Source organism: Acinetobacter sp. SFA (genome assembly GCF_001647535.1).
Taxonomy (GTDB): domain Bacteria; phylum Pseudomonadota; class Gammaproteobacteria; order Pseudomonadales; family Moraxellaceae; genus Acinetobacter; species Acinetobacter pecorum.
On record NZ_LSZI01000020.1, the window covers coordinates 1 to 17,409 of the forward strand.

The 17,409-nt window shown below is 42.6% G+C and carries 16 protein-coding genes, 2 tRNA genes, 2 rRNA genes and 3 pseudogenes; 6 read left to right on the forward strand and 17 right to left on the reverse strand.

The features are described 5' to 3' along the window. From AY607_RS12110 to ftsY, 8 genes are all read right to left on the reverse strand, one after another. Positions 1–79, reverse strand: a 23S ribosomal RNA gene (locus AY607_RS12110); the annotation flags it as partial. A gap of 457 nt (positions 80–536) precedes the next feature. Continuing rightward, a tRNA-Ala gene (locus AY607_RS12115) sits at positions 537–612 on the reverse strand. A 40-nt stretch (positions 613–652) separates the two neighbouring features. Next, a tRNA-Ile gene (locus tag AY607_RS12120) sits at positions 653–729 on the reverse strand. A gap of 60 nt (positions 730–789) precedes the next feature. After that, positions 790–2,318 (reverse strand): 16S ribosomal RNA (locus AY607_RS12125). A gap of 381 nt (positions 2,319–2,699) precedes the next feature. Beyond that, complete coding sequence (locus AY607_RS12130; protein WP_064102653.1) at positions 2,700–3,362, reverse strand: DUF2057 domain-containing protein; 663 nt, start codon at positions 3,360–3,362, stop codon at positions 2,700–2,702. A gap of 210 nt (positions 3,363–3,572) precedes the next feature. After that, positions 3,573–4,166, reverse strand: a complete 594-nt coding sequence (locus AY607_RS12135) for a nitroreductase family protein (RefSeq protein ID WP_064102654.1) — start codon at positions 4,164–4,166, stop codon at positions 3,573–3,575. A 195-nt stretch (positions 4,167–4,361) separates the two neighbouring features. Further along, complete coding sequence (locus tag AY607_RS12140; protein ID WP_064102655.1) at positions 4,362–5,051, reverse strand: nitroreductase family protein; 690 nt, start codon at positions 5,049–5,051, stop codon at positions 4,362–4,364. A gap of 176 nt (positions 5,052–5,227) precedes the next feature. Further along, the gene (gene ftsY, locus AY607_RS12145) at positions 5,228–6,331 is read right to left on the reverse strand and encodes a signal recognition particle-docking protein FtsY (RefSeq protein WP_064095325.1); all 1,104 of its coding nucleotides are present in this window, start codon (positions 6,329–6,331) and stop codon (positions 5,228–5,230) included. A 177-nt stretch (positions 6,332–6,508) separates the two neighbouring features. Between ftsY and AY607_RS12150 the strand changes: the two genes are divergently transcribed. Beyond that, positions 6,509–7,906 (forward strand): M16 family metallopeptidase, encoded by a 1,398-nt coding sequence (locus AY607_RS12150; protein ID WP_155858363.1) that lies wholly within the window; start codon positions 6,509–6,511, stop codon positions 7,904–7,906. Positions 7,907–8,161: 255 nt separating this feature from the next. Continuing rightward, positions 8,162–8,527 (forward strand): annotated as a pseudogene (locus tag AY607_RS15410) (insulinase family protein); the annotation flags it as partial. Here AY607_RS15410 and AY607_RS15415 read toward each other — a convergent pair. After that, positions 8,490–8,576, reverse strand: a pseudogene (locus AY607_RS15415) (hypothetical protein); the annotation flags it as partial. The pseudogenes AY607_RS15410 and AY607_RS15415 overlap by 38 nt on opposite strands. A gap of 86 nt (positions 8,577–8,662) precedes the next feature. On the opposite strand from AY607_RS15415, the pseudogene AY607_RS15420 reads away from it, so the two are divergent. After that, positions 8,663–9,493, forward strand: a pseudogene (locus AY607_RS15420) (insulinase family protein); the annotation flags it as partial. On the opposite strand, the gene AY607_RS14885 reads toward AY607_RS15420, so the two are convergent. Beyond that, positions 9,417–9,740 (reverse strand): hypothetical protein, encoded by a 324-nt coding sequence (locus AY607_RS14885; RefSeq protein ID WP_081408817.1) that lies wholly within the window; start codon positions 9,738–9,740, stop codon positions 9,417–9,419. The pseudogene AY607_RS15420 and the gene AY607_RS14885 sit on opposite strands and share 77 nt — an antisense overlap. Positions 9,741–9,839: 99 nt before the next feature. After that, on the reverse strand, positions 9,840–10,202 hold the full coding sequence (locus tag AY607_RS12160) for a hypothetical protein (RefSeq protein WP_064095323.1): 363 nt from the start codon (positions 10,200–10,202) through the stop codon (positions 9,840–9,842). Positions 10,203–10,423: 221 nt separating this feature from the next. Here AY607_RS12160 and AY607_RS12165 point away from each other — a divergent pair, with 221 nt between their 5' ends. The 3 genes from AY607_RS12165 (at position 10,424) to AY607_RS12175 (ending at position 11,725) form a co-directional block, all read left to right on the forward strand. Beyond that, positions 10,424–10,657, forward strand: coding sequence for a hypothetical protein (locus AY607_RS12165; protein ID WP_064095322.1), 234 nt, complete (start codon positions 10,424–10,426; stop codon positions 10,655–10,657). A gap of 151 nt (positions 10,658–10,808) precedes the next feature. Then, complete coding sequence (locus AY607_RS12170) at positions 10,809–11,189, forward strand: DUF2750 domain-containing protein (RefSeq protein ID WP_064095321.1); 381 nt, start codon at positions 10,809–10,811, stop codon at positions 11,187–11,189. A gap of 104 nt (positions 11,190–11,293) precedes the next feature. After that, positions 11,294–11,725, forward strand: coding sequence for a CBS domain-containing protein (locus tag AY607_RS12175; RefSeq protein ID WP_064095320.1), 432 nt, complete (start codon positions 11,294–11,296; stop codon positions 11,723–11,725). Positions 11,726–11,870: 145 nt separating this feature from the next. Here AY607_RS12175 and trpB read toward each other — a convergent pair whose 3' ends face one another. The 6 genes from trpB to AY607_RS12205 all read right to left on the reverse strand — a co-directional run bounded on the left by trpB (position 11,871) and on the right by AY607_RS12205 (position 17,243). Then, on the reverse strand, positions 11,871–13,079 hold the full coding sequence (gene trpB, locus AY607_RS12180) for a tryptophan synthase subunit beta (protein WP_044108946.1): 1,209 nt from the start codon (positions 13,077–13,079) through the stop codon (positions 11,871–11,873). Between the two features lie 107 nt (positions 13,080–13,186). Then, positions 13,187–14,374 (reverse strand): vWA domain-containing protein, encoded by a 1,188-nt coding sequence (locus tag AY607_RS12185; RefSeq protein WP_064095318.1) that lies wholly within the window; start codon positions 14,372–14,374, stop codon positions 13,187–13,189. A 13-nt stretch (positions 14,375–14,387) separates the two neighbouring features. Next, entirely contained in the window at positions 14,388–15,239 is an 852-nt protein-coding gene (locus tag AY607_RS12190) for an AAA family ATPase (RefSeq protein ID WP_064102657.1), read from the reverse strand. A gap of 20 nt (positions 15,240–15,259) precedes the next feature. Further along, entirely contained in the window at positions 15,260–15,643 is a 384-nt protein-coding gene (locus tag AY607_RS12195) for a hypothetical protein (protein ID WP_064102658.1), read from the reverse strand. Between the two features lie 21 nt (positions 15,644–15,664). Further along, positions 15,665–15,970: a YcgL domain-containing protein gene (locus tag AY607_RS12200; protein WP_064095315.1), complete on the reverse strand. Its 306-nt coding sequence runs from the start codon at positions 15,968–15,970 to the stop codon at positions 15,665–15,667. A 130-nt stretch (positions 15,971–16,100) separates the two neighbouring features. Then, positions 16,101–17,243 carry a ribonuclease D gene (locus tag AY607_RS12205; protein ID WP_064095314.1) on the reverse strand — a complete coding sequence of 381 codons (1,143 nt, stop codon included), beginning with the start codon at positions 17,241–17,243 and terminating at the stop codon, positions 16,101–16,103. Positions 17,244–17,409: the final 166 nt, after the last annotated feature.

Sequence of the window (17,409 nt, forward strand, 5' to 3'; positions counted from 1 at the left end):
GGAGCTTTTCGCAGGCTATCACGTCTTTCATCGCCTCTGACTGCCAAGGCATCCACCACATGCACTTAATTACTTGACTATACAACCCCAAACAGTCGTTTATCCTTACAAGTAGGATAAGCAACAGAGTTCGTCTTGCGACTTACTCATACAGTTGGCGTTTCGTAGATTTAACTACAGTACAGCTTCAATTAGATTCATATACCAAAACGCTTGATTCAGTTAATTTCGCTAGTAAATCATTGTTTGATTCATAGTTGCCTATGTTTCATTCAATGAGTTATGAACAAATTATTTCAACTCAAATATATTCTGTTAATGATTTTTCCAGCCTTCGTCAGGTCAGGAAACTGTGATAAATCACAGAGATTATCAAGTGCGCGCATCATAACGCTTGTACTTGCTAATCTCTAGGATCTAATCACCTGATCGCTTAGGAACTAAACAACTTCATCACTGTATGATTACATACTGCGCGAAGCGTAGCTTCTTGCTTAAATTTCAAGTAAAAGCAGTGCTTTTATGATCTTGAAATTTGGTGGAGACTAGGAGAGTCGAACTCCTGACCTCCTGCGTGCAAAGCAGGCGCTCTACCAACTAAGCTAAGTCCCCAGCTTATCAATAAGTCAATGTATCGTTCCGTTCTGTTTGNTGGTGGGTCTGACAAGACTTGAACTTGTGACCCCACGCTTATCAAGCGTGTGCTCTAACCAACTGAGCTACAGACCCTCAGATACATCGTATGAAGAACAACTTGTTGTGGATTCTTACCAATCGTCAATCTTTCGTTAAGGAGGTGATCCAGCCGCAGGTTCCCCTACGGCTACCTTGTTACGACTTCACCCCAGTCATCGGCCACACCGTGGTAAGCGTCCTCCTTGCGGTTAGACTACCTACTTCTGGTGCAACAAACTCCCATGGTGTGACGGGCGGTGTGTACAAGGCCCGGGAACGTATTCACCGCGGCATTCTGATCCGCGATTACTAGCGATTCCGACTTCATGGAGTCGAGTTGCAGACTCCAATCCGGACTACGATCGGCTTTTTGAGATTAGCATCCACTCGCGTGGTAGCAACCCTTTGTACCGACCATTGTAGCACGTGTGTAGCCCTGGTCGTAAGGGCCATGATGACTTGACGTCGTCCCCGCCTTCCTCCAGTTTGTCACTGGCAGTATCCTTAAAGTTCCCGGCTTAACCCGCTGGCAAATAAGGAAAAGGGTTGCGCTCGTTGCGGGACTTAACCCAACATCTCACGACACGAGCTGACGACAGCCATGCAGCACCTGTATGTAAGTTCCCGAAGGCACCAATCCATCTCTGGAAAGTTCTTACTATGTCAAGACCAGGTAAGGTTCTTCGCGTTGCATCGAATTAAACCACATGCTCCACCGCTTGTGCGGGCCCCCGTCAATTCATTTGAGTTTTAGTCTTGCGACCGTACTCCCCAGGCGGTCTACTTATCGCGTTAGCTGCGCCACTAAAGCCTCAAAGGCCCCAACGGCTAGTAGACATCGTTTACGGCATGGACTACCAGGGTATCTAATCCTGTTTGCTCCCCATGCTTTCGCACCTCAGTGTCAGTATTAGGCCAGATGGCTGCCTTCGCCATCGGTATTCCTCCAGATCTCTACGCATTTCACCGCTACACCTGGAATTCTACCATCCTCTCCCATACTCTAGCCAACCAGTATCGAATGCAATTCCCAAGTTAAGCTCGGGGATTTCACATTTGACTTAATTGGCCACCTACGCGCGCTTTACGCCCAGTAAATCCGATTAACGCTTGCACCCTCTGTATTACCGCGGCTGCTGGCACAGAGTTAGCCGGTGCTTATTCTGCGAGTAACGTCCACTATCCAAGAGTATTAATCTCGGTAGCCTCCTCCTCGCTTAAAGTGCTTTACAACCAAAAGGCCTTCTTCACACACGCGGCATGGCTGGATCAGGGTTCCCCCCATTGTCCAATATTCCCCACTGCTGCCTCCCGTAGGAGTCTGGGCCGTGTCTCAGTCCCAGTGTGGCGGATCATCCTCTCAGACCCGCTACAGATCGTCGCCTTGGTAGGCCTTTACCCCACCAACTAGCTAATCCGACTTAGGCTCATCTATTAGCGCAAGGCCCGAAGGTCCCCTGCTTTCTCCCGTAGGACGTATGCGGTATTAGCATCCCTTTCGAGATGTTGTCCCCCACTAATAGGCAGATTCCTAAGCATTACTCACCCGTCCGCCGCTAGGTAANGTAGCACCTTAAAGGGTGCCAATCTTGGCTCATCAATTTTCTGACAAATATTTCTCAAATAAACTTCGAGTAATTTCTACCATCAATCAATGAAAATAATTTCGATCAATCAACCAGTAAAAATCCACACAAGTTGTTCTTCATAATCTCTTAATGATCTTCTTAAAACTTCGTCAGTTTTAAGCTCCAACCCAATTACTTAACGTTTCGTTTCATGCATTGTGTTGGTGTGCTGCGTATTCTATACAGTTTCAAAACAAGCGCAAGAGCTTTTCTTGAAAATATTCAGAAAAAACCATCGTACGTTTATTTTTTAACCTAAAACTCTATTTTTAACACTTTTTTTGAGTTTTTCTACCTATTTCAGCATGCAAATTTTAAGGAAATGTTAATTTTACTCTTCTGCCTTCATAAAAAAAGATCACCTAAGAGTGATCTTTTTGATTCTTGAAAGATTATTTAATTTGCCTGTTCAACAAGCCAAGTCATGAATTTTTGACGCTCAACTTTAGATGCTTTCTGCCATACCTGAATCAATTGCTGATCAAGCTGATTGCCTGTCATATTTTCCGCTATTTTCACATTTACAGTCTTCGGCGCTACCGTTACCTGAGTATAAACTGCTGCAGACTGATTGACGGGAGTCACAGCTTTACTAGTTAAATCTACAGACCTGGTTAAAATACTTTTTCCAAATAATGGCCTGGCTGTCTCTTTTGCTCCCATCTGCTGAACCAGCAGCTGATTTTTTGCATCATAAAGCCCAATAATCGGCTGGTCTTTATAATTTTTTGCTTCCTCAAAATCTTTAGGAGCGTTCATCAAAGTTAACCTATAAGTTTCACCCTCGATCAGCTCAGGTGTTTTTACAGTAACTACGCCAGATTTCAAGATGTCATGTGAATTATCTGAGTGCTGGAAAAATTCGTTATAACGTACGCTAATCGCATTTACCCCCGCATTCAAGGTATAAGCCTGATTTGAACGCAAGAAACCTGATTTTACCTCCTGATCATTTACGGCAACAATTTTTATTTCTTCAGGTACTGTAACGGTTACAGCTGAAAAAGCCGATGTACTAAATAAAAACACTGCTGCTGTTGCCGCAATACCTAAATCCATATCCATTACTCGTTATTGGTTGTTTATTAAAAATAAGCACTATCTGCCTTTTAAATGACAATCCAATGACAAAAGTTGAAAATAATACAGCCTGAACTTCTAGAATTTATTCAGCTAGATATATTAGATAGTAGGTAAACACAACTCCAATATATAAAAAAAGAAGCATTACTCTGCTTCTTTTAATCTGGTTTTTTTAATTAAAGCTGATTAGGTAAAGGTCTTGAATCGCTCCGCATCATCTATAAAGGTTTTCTCACCTGCAGGTGCTTCTATTGAACCAAATACTAGTTGAGCGCGAAGTTTCCAGGAAGGCGGTATATCGAAAGTTCGTGCGACCTCTTCATCAATAATTGGGTTGTAATGCTGTAACGAAGCACCAATATTTACTTCTGCCAAAGCAGTCCAGGTTACAAACTGTGCAATCGCAGAAGAATGCTCTGACCAGACCGGAAAATTATCGGCATAGAGTGCGAACTGCTCCTGCATCGACTTCACTACATCCTGGTCTTCATAGAATAGCGCAGTACCGTAACCTGCAGCAAACGCATTGATCTTGTTATTGGTTGCCTCAAATGCATCTGCTGACACGAGGTCACGCAAAGTTTCGCGTACAATATGCCAGAAGGTATCATGTGATTGACCAAATAAAATGACCACACGTGAGGTTTGCGAATTAAAAGATGAAGGACTGAATTTCACTGCATCTTTAATAATTTGTTCGATTTCTGCCTGATCCAGTTTTACATTTTTTCCAATCGAATAAATGCTACGGCGTTTCTTCATCTGATCTAAAAATGTCATGAATTCACCTCTGTATACCTTGATTATTAATAAATCGATCAAGTCATACTACGTGTTTTAAGCACCCATAACAGGTGCATTTCGATAACATTGTGTTTCATTTATATAACGCTTGGATTTATATCTGAGTAGCAGGTATGGATCTGACTTCATCACAGCCACCATGCTATTCACTACCACTCTATTCACAGTGTTTTAATTCAATATTTTAAAACGGTACTGATCCAACTGTTGCAATTTTTCTTCTACCGTTTGCTCAATTGATCCAAAGCACAGCTGGGCACGCAACAACCAATTCTTGTCGATGTCAAAATGCTCAGCGACTTTTTCATCAATTAGGGGATTATAATGCTGCAAGGAGGCTCCCAAGCCAGAATCTGCCAATGTCGCCCATACAGCAAATTGTGCCATACCGGAAGTTTGTTCAGACCATGCTGGAAAATCTTCACTATTTAATGGCATTTTCTTTTGCAATTGTTGAATCACGGACTGATCTTCATAAAATAAAATCGTGCCATAGGCTTCAGCACACTGATTCAGTTTCAGCTCCACTCCTTCATAAATATGCTCTGGTACATGCTGGCGCTGAACCTGTTTCACAATTTCCCAGAATTGATGATGAGAATCTGCAAATAACACGGCAATGCGCGTACTTTGGGAATCGTAGGCGGAAGGACAACTGCGCACTGCTTCCTGAATGATTTCGCAAAGATAGGCCTGACTATAATGCACCCGTTTACCCAACGCATAAATACTACGGCGCTTTTTTAACTGATCAATAAAGGTCAGCTCCAGATCATCATTCAGTTTGTTTTTTTTTGAAAACTTAAAGTCCTTGGTTATATCGCTTGTTAATACCTGACCAATCTTATCTAGCAATGCCATTTTCTACCCCACAAAACCAAGCTAAAACAGCCTGAATAATCCCGTAGAATTATAATGGTTTTATTAAGCTAAATAACTTTGCTTAATTTTTTCAAGCTGCTTTTTAGAGCATTCAAACCCGCTAAAAACAACAAACTCCGCACTTGGCGAAGTTTGTGTGAACTATAACGCATTATTTATTTTTCAGTTTCAAACAATGCAGCGACAAATGACTTAGCGGAAAATGGACGCAAATCATCAATTTTTTCACCGACACCAATAAACCGGATCGGCACATGGGTACGACTGGCGATATTAAACAGCACACCACCTTTGGCAGTCCCATCCAGTTTGGTAATGGTCAAACCTGTCAAGCCGACTGCCTCATCAAACATTTCAACCTGATTAATGGCATTCTGGCCAGTACCGGCATCCACCACCAACATGACTTCATGCGGTGCAGTTGCATCAATTTTCTGCATGACACGTTTTACTTTGGTCAATTCCTGCATCAAATGACCTTTATTATGCAAACGACCCGCTGTATCTGCAATCAATACATCTACACCCTTGGCCCGGGCACTTTCAAAAGCATCGAAAATGACCGAAGCCGAGTCAGCACCATGACCTTGAGCCACGACTGCAATATTATTACGCTCACCCCAGATCTGTAGCTGTTCCGTTGCAGCTGCACGGAAAGTATCACCTGCTGCCAGCATAACAGTCTTGCCTTCACCTTGTAGGCGTTTGGCCAGTTTGCCAATCGTCGTGGTTTTACCGACACCATTTACACCCACCACCAGAATTACATAAGGTGATTTGTTTGGATCAATATGCAGCGGTTTTACCCGTGGTGCCAATAAAGCCACCAACTCTTCCTGAAGTGCTTTATAGAGTGAATGCGAATAGATCAAATCACCACGTGCCGTACGTTCAGTCAGGTTAGTAATAATGGTCTTGGTTGCATCGACACCAATATCAGCCACCAGAAGCTGTTCTTCAACTTCTTCTAATAATTCATCATCAATTTCTTTACCACCGATCAGGATATTGACCATCCCATCGGCAAGGTTCTTACGGGTTTTGGTTAAACCCTCTTTCATACGGCTAAAGAAGCCACCTTTTGCCGCAGAATCTTCATTTTCAGTTTCTGTGGTAACAGGTGCAGAAACTACAGCTGCTTCGCTTGGCGTTTCTACGATAGGCACATTGACCGCAGGTAAGCTCGGTAATGTGACATCATCATCTCCGATATCAGCATCAATCAAAAATTTGTTTTGCCCATTAGATTGCTGTTGCATGCCGAATCCTTGAAAAGCATTGCGTTAAAAACCCAGATTCTACCATAACTTGCCTGCTTTGCAGCTAGCAATACAATTGCTGGACAAACATACCAAAAAGCTACAGCTCTCGGTTGCTTTCAAGCACGCATTTATTAAAAATAACTCTAAATACAAATGCCTATTTTGGGAGATCTAGTGTTCACTACCTTTTTTACTGTCTCCTCTTTCTCTCAAATGATCCAACAGATGATCTATCCATTCGGTGCAGCGGTCTTGTTTAGCCTGAGCTTTAGCCCAGCTCAGGCACAAACCCGAAGTGAATTGTCACGGACTACTTTTGAAACCACGTTAAGTAACGGTTTAAAAGTCATAATTCGGGAAGACCATCGTGCGCCCATGGTAATGACACAAATCTGGTATAAAGTCGGCAGTAGTGATGAATCCGGGAATATTCTGGGAGTTTCACACGCACTTGAACATATGATGTTCAAAGGCACCCATAAAGTTCCAAATGATGAATTCACCCGTCTTAGCCGGATTTATGGCGGCAGTATCAATGCCGCTACCTTCACCAATTACACCAATTATTATCAGCTTTATCCTAAAGCCTATTTTCCTATGGCACTGGAACTTGAGTCTGACCGTATGAGCAATTTATTACTGCGGCAGCAGGACTTCGAGCCAGAAATTAAAGTCGTCATGGAAGAGCGGCGCCAGCGTACTGATGACAATCCGCGGGCGCAAGCCTTTGAACGGTTTAAATGGATCAGTTATCCGACCAGTCACTACCGTCAGCCAGTGATTGGACATATGAAAACCCTAAATAATATTCAGTTGAATGATGTCAAAAAATGGTACCGGGACTGGTACAGCCCGAATAATGCTATTTTAGTGATTGTCGGAAATATCGAATCTGAAGCTGCTTTGGCTCAGGTACAAAAATATTTTGCTGACATTCCCGCACGCCCCACCCCAGCGCGCAATGATGTACTAGAATTTGAACGCCTAGGCTATCGGCATATGGAGATCAACAGCAATGTTCAAGTACCCAATCTTTATATGACCTGGAACGTAAAATCATTAACCACAGCTAAAAACCCGCAAGATGCCTATGCATTGAGTATTATTCGCAGTCTTTTGGACAGTGGGATTTCTTCCCGCCTGCAAGATCGCCTGATAAGAGATCGTAAAATTCTGACCTCTGTCAGCGTGTCTTATGATCCTTATAATCGTGGTGACAGCCTGTTTGGTATTTCAGCACTTCCTGTTTCAGGTGTTAGCCTGGCAGAAGCACAAGCAGCAATTCAGGATGAAATTGATTTACTAAAAACTGAATCTATTTCCGAGCGAGAACTGGAGCGCATCAGTACACGTTTTATTTCAAGTCTGATTTATAGTCAGGATGATCTGGCTGGACAGGCCAGAATGATTGGAAATCTGGAGGTTAATGGCCTGAGTTATCGCCTGATGGATGAGTTACCAAAACATTTTGAAAGCGTCAGTACTCAGGATATCCAGCGCGTCGCCAATGCCTACTTTGTCAGAGAAAACCTCAGCACACTTTATCTCTCACCCGAACAAAACACCCAGTAACGGGGATTATAAATGCTTCAAGTTTATCCAATTTTGCTTATTTGTGTTTTAAGTTTGAGTACGGCTATTCATGCAGAAAACTATCTGAACCATCAGCCTGCCCAAAATGATAATCCGAGTCAGTTACAGTCTATTCCTCTGTTGCAAAGTCTTAAAAATATCAATCCGCAACGTGAGTTTCAGGCTCCTTATATTCATGACCTGAATAATCGCTACAAGGTACGTACGCTATTTGTTGAAACTCAAGATCTTCCAATGGTAGATATCCAGCTGACCTTCAATGCTGGCTCGGCCCGTGATCAGGAAATTGCTAAAGGACTGTATGGTCTGTCAAATATGGCAGCCAAACTGATGCGTGAAGGCACAGATAAATATAGCGCAAATCAGGTAGCGGCTGTTTTTGACCAAACTGGTGCACAATTCAGCGTACAAGCATATCGGGACATGTTCGTAATTCGTCTACGTACGCTCTCAGACCCAAAAAAATTAGAACCCGCCTTAGCAATGATGATGGAAGTTATAAAGAATGCGTCATTTAAACCGTCCAGCATCAATTTAGCCTTAAGTAATACCCAAGTAGGGCAAAAGCAACTACAGGAAAACCCCAGCCGGCTGATGGATATCCGTTTTTATCGCACCCTTTATGGTCAACATCCTTATGCAGAACCAGTCACTGGCACCCAAGGCAGTACCAAAAAAATTAACGCAGAGTTATTAAAAAAATTCCGTGATCAATTTCTGGTAGCACAAAATATGAATATTGCCATTACCGGAAAACTTAGTCCTAAACAGGCACTCGAGCTATCTGAACGAATTGCCGGCAATTTACCTCAAGGACAAAAAGCAGCAGCATTACCAATGCCTGAGATTAAATCTGGTTTTGAAGTAGTACATTTACCCTATAAATCGTCTCAGGCACATGTCATCTTTGGACATCTAGGACCGACCCGCTTTACTACGGATAAACTGGCTTTAGAGATCGCTAATCGAATATTTGGGGGGGGTGGTTTTAATTCAGTACTCATGCAGGAGCTTCGGGTAAAACGAGGTTTTACCTACGGAGCTTATAGTTCAATCAGCTTTACTCAGTCGCCCGGAGTATTCAGCTTCAAATATGCTACACGTCAGGATCAACTGCTAGACAGCATTCAGGTCGCACATCGGGCATTTATCAACTTCGTTAGCCAACCCATTGATGGTCAGCGTCTGGAAGAAACCAAAGCCGGCATGCTACGTGCCTTCCCTAACGTTTACAGCAGTAATGCCACTATCAATGCCCAGTTAGGCAATATGGGCTTTTATAGCGAGCAAAGTAATTATCTATCTGGTTATTCGGACCGTTTGGCTCAAATCACGGCTACAGATGTACAAAATGCCATACGCAAGCACTTCCATCCCGATCGCTTAACACTCATCATCGTCAGTAAAGAACTGGATAAGACTGCATTGGAAATGCGTTTAGAACAAAATTTGATTGATGCAAATTTTTACTTGCCCGCTCGTCCTCTCCCTAGCGCATCTCCACAGAGACCGGTGGAAGCTGACGTACCCGTAACGACTCCTGCTGATAAGCCTGCATCAATTTAAGATATTGCCCACGACGGATATGCTGCTGCTCTAACAGAGCGAGTGCCATATCCTGAGTTTGGGGAAGATTTTGCTGCTTAGACAATTGCTGAATTTGAGTAACTTGCGACATGCTCAACGGACGATATAAAGCAAATGCGGCTAAAAACAGGATCACCGCAACAATAAAGATAACAACACTATTATAAATCTGTTCCAGATTAATTCTGCTGAAAAGTTGATTTAGTTTTTCTGACTCTATAGACATACACTACCTCAGGTTAAAGGTAGTGTATGATTGCCATTGCACAAGTTCAAGTCAGCACACCGAATATTCATAAGGACTGAAAATCTGCTTATGCCAAGCTTAATTCATTGCTTTGGTTAAAATTGTAGAATAGAGTACCGCCGCTACCACTGCCAGTACGAGTAGAATCGCAAATTTACTTAAACCTGCTTCTGCTTCAGGTGGATGCAAGCGGTCTTCATCTGCAATACGGACTAATTCGCCATTATAGAGTTTATAAAACTGCTCACGCTGGTTTTCGTCCAGCTCACGAGTAAAATCATATACTTCTTTGCGCTGTGCCAGACCATATTCACCCAAATGGGTGTATTTACTAAATATAGCAGCATCAAGCTTTTTGCGATGCAAATCTGCAAGCTCCATAATTTGTCCTGCAGTCGGCGGCATATCAAATTTCACACCATCTAAAGTTCTTGTCGTCATGGCTTTCTCCTTGTTGTTTGCTATCCATTTACAATGTAGCTTAATAATATTTATAATTGTGTATAGTTTAATCAGTTAAACTATAACTGAAGTAAACAGACAAATTCGAATAGTTGACTTTTCCATTATTTTGTAATATTAGTTTAACAATACTAATTTATATTTGTATTTAGACTCATAAGTCTATCCTGAAATCATAATTAAAATTAAGGAGTTTATATATGATTCAACAATTCTCTCAGCATGACCTGGAACATCTGTATGCAGATGCCGTGAATACCATTCAATCACAAATGAACTTTGTCGATGCGGTAAAACAGCTTGAAGAAGCAGCTCGCGCCGGCCATGGTAAAGCAGCACTTTTTTTAGCAGAACTTTACTATCAAGGTTTCCGTGTAGAACGAGATTCACTCAAAGCCCAGTACTGGCAAAACATGGCCACGATGAAAGCATAAAAGAACGTCACCTAGGTGGCGTTTTTTTCAGCCATATTTTCAATAAACCGCAATCAATACATATTTTCTTACGATTACTTGCAAAGCTGAAACAGTAATTACTTATAAAGTTTCTAGAATAGGGGCTGTCATCCAATAGCACTTAATTCCAATGAAACCACGAACAATTATTCAAATTGATCCGATCTGCAAAGAATTTCTTCTGAAGATTACAATGCTGAAATCCATGATGAATTGTGGCGAGCTATGGGGCGCATATCATAAAGGTTGGGCAATGATGCGCGACCACGAAGACTGCATCTTTCCATTTTGGCTTAATCCACTCGATGCCCAAAATTACGCTCAACAACATTGGCCACATTACATTCCACGTAAAATCAATTCTGAAGATTTTGAAAATGCGTTATTACCAACCTTATCACGACTGAATGTTACACCCGCCCTATGCAATACCAATGGCACCAGACTTAAACTAACTGCTGCACAAATGCGTCACCTATTTTTTTCGCAACAAAGACTGCACATTGCTTAAATAACATGCTATTTATAAAGAGTAAAACTTAAAAACCTAGAGATGTTCAGGTTGAATACATACTCAAGGATTAATAATAAATTGACCGATAAGGATGATTAAGCATGACCAATGTGGCACAGGTGCTCAGTGAAAAAATGCATCAAGCTATTTATACCATCCGTCCAGATTCTACAGTTTTAGAGGCCATCACCTTGATGGCCGAAAAAGGAATCGGGGCGCTGGTAGTCACCCATGAAGACAGCGTGGTGGGGATTTTGTCAGAACGGGATTACACCCGTAAGATTGCCCTGATGCAAAGAACCTCATTTGATACTACAGTCAATGAGATCATGACTTCTAAAGTGATTACCGTGACATCAGCCACTACGGTAGAAGACTGTTTATCGCTGATGACTGATCGTCACCTGCGTCACTTACCTGTGGTCGAACATGAAAAACTGATCGGTTTGATTTCAATTGGAGATTTGGTCAAAGCGGCTATGGAGGACCAACGCAAACTGATTGAGCAATTACAGCAATATATCTCAGGTTAAAATAATACTGCCTCTACTCCCCAACATAGAAAGACCATTTAAATATCCCAAAATTTAAAGAACACAAAGATAAACCATCATATTTGAGATATAAAAAATCCCGACACATGTACCGGGATTTTTTATATCAACATTTTGAATAAAATCAGTTTAAACCGAGTTTTTCTGCAACATAATCTGAGTCTTTATCACCACGACCCGATAGGTTAACCACAATTTTTGTATCCTTTGGCAGTTTCCCTGCTTCACGAATGGCCCAAGCCACCGCATGCGAACTTTCCAGTGCAGGCACAATGCCTTCTACGCGTGACAAGGTCATAAATGCATCCAGACATTCCTGATCGGTCGCAGTCGTATACTCGACCCGACCCAAATCTTTCAGCAAACTATGCTGTGGCCCCACACCTGGATAATCCAGACCAGAAGCAATTGAATGCACTGGCAATGGCTCGCCTTGTTCATCTTCCAGAACATAACAGGCCATACCATGTAACTGGCTCGGCTTACCTAGAGTTAAAGTAGCTGAATGCATATCGGTATCTAAACCATGACCTGCTGGCTCAACGCCAACCAGCTTCACATCCGGTTCATTTAAAAATGCAGTGAATGCGCCGACTGCATTAGAACCACCACCAACACAAGCAACGATATAATCAGGATTTGCACCAAAACGTTCATTGGTCTGAACTTTAATTTCATCGCCAATAATCGACTGAAAATCACGTACCATCATCGGGAATGGGTGCGGTCCAACCACTGAACCGATAGCATAGATGTAATTTTTCGGATCTTTCAAATATTCTTCAAAAGCGCTATCGACTGCATCTTTAAGCGTAGCTGTACCGCGAGTCACAGAAATCAGTTTGGCACCCAGAATTTTCATCTTGACGACGTTTGGATGTTCTTTTTCGATATCCACTTGCCCCATATGAATTTCACATGGGATACCCACCAAGGCACATGCAGTTGCCAAAGCAACACCATGCTGGCCGGCACCAGTTTCTGCGATGACTTTGGTCTTGCCCATATATTTGGCCAGTAAAGCTTCACCCAGACAGTGATTGATCTTGTGCGCGCCGGTATGATTCAGATCTTCACGTTTTAAATAAATCTGTGCTCCACCGAGCTGTTCAGAAAGGCGTTTGGCATGAAATAAAGGACTTGGACGACCGACATAATGAGCAAACAGGTCTTTCAGTTCATTCTGAAATTCTTCAGTCTGACGAATTTCCTGATAGGCCACATTAATATCATCCATGGCCTGTTTCAGATCGGGTGGAATAAACTGACCGCCATATCGACCAAAAAAACCCTCTTCATTGGGTAATGCAATACCATTAATTTGATGAGTCATAATCATGCCCGAGATTTTAAATAAAAGATAATGAGTGACTTTATACTAGAATAATTTGTTTTAAATCACTAATAACTCTAACTAAAGTCACTTATAGATAAATAGAATTAACGCGCAAGATATTTGGTCATGTCTTCAATGCCTTTCAGCGTCATTGGAAACATATGATTTTCAAATATTTGCTGGATCAGACCAATGGTATGGGTGTAATGCCAGTATTTTTCTTCTTCCGGATTCAGCCAGGCAGTTTTATCAAAATGCTGACGCAGACGCTGTAACCAGACCTGTCCAGCTTCATCATTCATATATTCAACCGAACCACCGACAGAATTCAGCTCATACGGTGCCATACTGGCATCACCGACCACAATCACGCGGTAATCGCGGCCATAGGTATTGAACAAATCCCAGGTATTCATGCGTGAACTGGAACGACGGACATTATCTTTCCAGACATAGTCGTACAGACAGTTATGAAAATAAAAATATTCCAGGGTTTTGAATTCGGTTTTCGCAGCACTGAACAGCTTTTCACACTGGGCAATATGCGCATCCATCGAACCACCGACATCGAACAGCATTAAAACTTTAATACGGTTACGACGCTCGGGCACCAGTTGTACATCCAGAATACCCTGCTTGGCCGTTTCACGAATCGTACCATCAATATCCAGTTCTTCGGCTGCACCCTGACGGGCAAACTTACGCAAACGGCGCAATGCCATCTGCATCTGGCGGCTACCCAAAATCTGTTCATCATCCAGATTGCGGTATTGACGCTGCTCCCAGACTTTCACCGCAGAACGCTTACGTCCCGGCCCGCCAATACGCACACCTTCAGGATGATCGCCATAGGCACCAAAGGGTGAAGTACCACCGGTACCAATCATCTTGTTACCGCCCTGATGTTTTTTATGCTGTTCGCGCAGACGCTCTTCCAGCATTTTCATCAGTTCTTCTAGCGATCCGGCTTTTTTCAGCTCTTCGCGCTGCTCCGGGGTCAGATGCTTCTCGAGTAATTCGAGATCGAACCAGTCTTTGGGCAGCTTATGCACCTGATTTAGCAGTTCATCCAGATCAAAGGTCGCGATACCATCAAAATAGTCTTTCATGGCACGATCGAACTTGTCGAAATAGCGCTCGTCTTTGACCATGACGGTTTTGACCAGCTGATAGAACTCGTCCTGATCGGCAAACACCAGACCTGCAGCAACCGCCTGATTCAGGTCAATCAATTCGCGGGTCGATACCGGTACGCCGTATTTGCGTAAGGTATAAAACAGTCGCACAAACATGCGTGTTTCTCCCTTAACGACGTGACATAAATGCTAGACGTTCAAGCAACTGTACATCTTGCTCATTTTTAATCAAGGCGCCGTATAGAGGCGGAATTGCTTTGGATTTATCAGTATTGCGCAGAATATCTTCCGGCATATCATCTGCCATGAGCAGGCTGAGCCAGTCGATCAGTTCAGAAGTTGAAGGTGGTTTTTTTAAACCCGGAACTTTACGAAGTTGGAAGAATACCTGTAAGGCTTCATTCACCAATGTTGCAGAGATATTGGCAAAATGCACATCGATGATTTCACGCATAGTGGCTTCATCCGGGAATTCGATGTAATGGAAGAAGCAACGGCGCAGGAAAGCATCTGGCAATTCTTTTTCATTATTTGAGGTAATGATTACGATTGGACGCTGTGTTGCCGTAATGGTTTCGCCTGTCTCGTATACATAGAACGACATTTTATCAAGTTCATGCAGCAAGTCATTTGGAAACTCGATGTCTGCCTTGTCAATTTCATCAATCAGCAGGACACAGCGCTCTTCACTGGTAAAGGCTTCCCACAATTTGCCAGGCTTAATGTAGTTCTTGATGTCATAGACACGATCATCACCCAACTGACTATCGCGCAGGCGCGATACGGCATCGTATTCATACAGGCCTTGCTGTGCTTTGGTGGTGGATTTAATGTGCCAGGTGATCAATTTTAAACCCAGACTTTGTGCGACTTGCTCGGCCAGTAAAGTTTTACCTGTACCCGGCTCACCTTTGACCAGTAACGGTTTTTGCAAACTGCGTGCAGCTTTCACCGCAAGTTTTAAACTGTCAGTCGCAATGTACTGATCGGTACCTGAAAATTGTTGAATATCAGCAGACATGATTGAACCTTATTTTTTACTTACAGCGGTGAACTTTTCTCGTGAACACGAATATTGCTTTTGTTCGACACATAAGTCGACCAGCAATAGCCAATCACAGAACCGATCCCAATGACAAATAAAATAAGTGACGCATTAATCCAAACTAAAGGCTGCTCTTTGGTCAGCATCCCGAATAACAGCCCAAAAATCGCGGGTGCAATGGAAGCATTCGGTCCCTCAGACACAGTGGGTGTCAGCAAAACAGCGAAGGCCATAATCCACAAAAAACCACCCATAGGTTTAGGCAAGCGTTTGGTCACACCATACCAGCACCATAAAGCAATCAAGCTGCCGAGCAGGTAAACTGCTACGGCAATGCTCTGTTCAGGAATTGAGTCTAATACAGCGACATAACCATTCATTTCACAACTCCTGAATTAACATTAAGCACCACGAAGCCCTTCTGGCTCTACAGCATTCGGGTCAATTAAACCTTCGGGCGGCATTTGCAGAAAGAAACCGCGGGTTTCAATAGAATCCATCACATGCAGAACATTGGCACGTGCCAGTTTACGTGATTCGCTTAATTCAAGATGCATGACAAAAGTCGCACGCCCAAATGCTGCCTGTACCGCTTCAGTTAATACACTTAAAGGCTCGAATGTTTCAGCTTCGCTTTCATTCGCAGGACGCGCCACATACAGATACATTTCACTTTTTTTGCTGGATTTGTAGATAGACACTTGCATATTTCAAACGACTTTTCTGGAAAAACAACCGCAAGGATACATCAAAAAAAAGACAGAAACATTAGCCACGTCTCATGCATCAGTCGTGATTTTGTATAATTGCTTTTTCTTTAACCAATCCTGCAGCCAATCACTCGCTGACTTTCATCTGGGTAGACAGATAAGATTCATCCTGATGCAATACCTCAATCAGGGGCCGAGTTAATAACTCATAGCGCCATCCAAGCAGATAATCCGGCAGATCCTGTTCATCCTTGTGAAAGACTACATGCTGATACAGTGCATTCAACCATTTCTTGCGCATCAGCACTTCTTTGGGAATCGAGGTTTCATTGACCACATGTTGAATAATTGCATCAATTCTGTCGCCGATATCTCGGGAAGAGTGGCGGATTGGACGTGCCAGGCGTAAGGGCCATTCGGCCTGGTCAGGCAGGAATTTCAACAGATCTAAAATCGTTTTGCCATGTTCGCGTAAAATATTGCCCCGAATATCTTTAACATGGCTAAGCTGAAAATTATTGCGCGGAAACTTTTCGACCAGATCAATCATGCTCGAATTTTTCAGGATAAAACTGCGTGGCTGATTCAATGCTTTGGCAATCTGATCACGCCAGACCATCAATTGCTGCAATTGCATCAGTTGACGGCGTGAATGCCGGTAATTTCCAACATCCTGATACAACAAGGCCGTAGGTGTATCTTTACCAATTTCCTGTGTCAGGAAACGACAATCCTGTAAGGCAAAATCCAGCAGATCTTTCGCATCCAGCTCATGTTTGATTTTTTCCGACAGTTGTACCAGATAATGCACATCATTGGCCGCATACAGTAATTGGTCTGAGCTGAGTGGACGTGCCAGCCAGTCAGAACGGGTCTGGTCTTTTTCAATATCGACTTCCAGCATCTGCTTGAGTGCATTTTGATAGCTAACTTGCAAACCATGTCCCAGAAATGACATACCGATCTGGGTATCGAATACATTACTCAGCGATTTTTTCTGGGTATAGTGATAGATCAGGTCGATATCTTCACTACAGGCATGAAAAATATTTTGCTGTGCGTCAAAAATTTTATTAAGGAACTCAGTCAAATCCAGTGTGGTACCATCCAGCAAATAAACCTGGTTGTCTACATTAATCTGGAACACACCCAGCTTAGGCCACAAGGTATCGACCTTGATAAACTCGGTATCCAACCCGTAAACTGAATTCTGGTCCATTAGTTTCAGTACAGGAGTTAAGTCGTGCTGGTGTTGAATAAATTGAAACATAAAGACTGAGTCTAAATTTAGATGCTCGATAAAACCATATTACCCCATATATAGAATTTATATATAAAAATATTATGCCTTACTTAAACTATTTGTTTCATTTTTCTCAGATAACTGCAGATAATAAGACACTAAAACTTCTTAATAATATATTTTTTATATTATA

Coding starts and splice junctions, on each gene's coding strand:
- AY607_RS12140 (WP_064102655.1), bottom strand. CDS start 5,051: ATGGCATTGCTAGATAAGATTGGTCAGGTATTAACAAGCGATATAACC.
- AY607_RS12130 (WP_064102653.1), bottom strand. CDS start 3,362: ATGGATTTAGGTATTGCGGCAACAGCAGCAGTGTTTTTATTTAGTACA.
- AY607_RS12170 (WP_064095321.1), top strand. CDS start 10,809: ATGAAACCACGAACAATTATTCAAATTGATCCGATCTGCAAAGAATTT.
- AY607_RS12205 (WP_064095314.1), bottom strand. CDS start 17,243: ATGTTTCAATTTATTCAACACCAGCACGACTTAACTCCTGTACTGAAA.
- AY607_RS14885 (WP_081408817.1), bottom strand. CDS start 9,740: ATGTCTATAGAGTCAGAAAAACTAAATCAACTTTTCAGCAGAATTAAT.
- trpB (WP_044108946.1), bottom strand. CDS start 13,079: ATGACTCATCAAATTAATGGTATTGCATTACCCAATGAAGAGGGTTTT.
- AY607_RS12195 (WP_064102658.1), bottom strand. CDS start 15,643: ATGAATGGTTATGTCGCTGTATTAGACTCAATTCCTGAACAGAGCATT.
- AY607_RS12165 (WP_064095322.1), top strand. CDS start 10,424: ATGATTCAACAATTCTCTCAGCATGACCTGGAACATCTGTATGCAGAT.
- AY607_RS12175 (WP_064095320.1), top strand. CDS start 11,294: ATGACCAATGTGGCACAGGTGCTCAGTGAAAAAATGCATCAAGCTATT.
- ftsY (WP_064095325.1), bottom strand. CDS start 6,331: ATGCAACAGCAATCTAATGGGCAAAACAAATTTTTGATTGATGCTGAT.
- AY607_RS12185 (WP_064095318.1), bottom strand. CDS start 14,374: ATGTTTGTGCGACTGTTTTATACCTTACGCAAATACGGCGTACCGGTA.
- AY607_RS12135 (WP_064102654.1), bottom strand. CDS start 4,166: ATGACATTTTTAGATCAGATGAAGAAACGCCGTAGCATTTATTCGATT.
- AY607_RS12160 (WP_064095323.1), bottom strand. CDS start 10,202: ATGACGACAAGAACTTTAGATGGTGTGAAATTTGATATGCCGCCGACT.
- AY607_RS12200 (WP_064095315.1), bottom strand. CDS start 15,970: ATGCAAGTGTCTATCTACAAATCCAGCAAAAAAAGTGAAATGTATCTG.
- AY607_RS12190 (WP_064102657.1), bottom strand. CDS start 15,239: ATGTCTGCTGATATTCAACAATTTTCAGGTACCGATCAGTACATTGCG.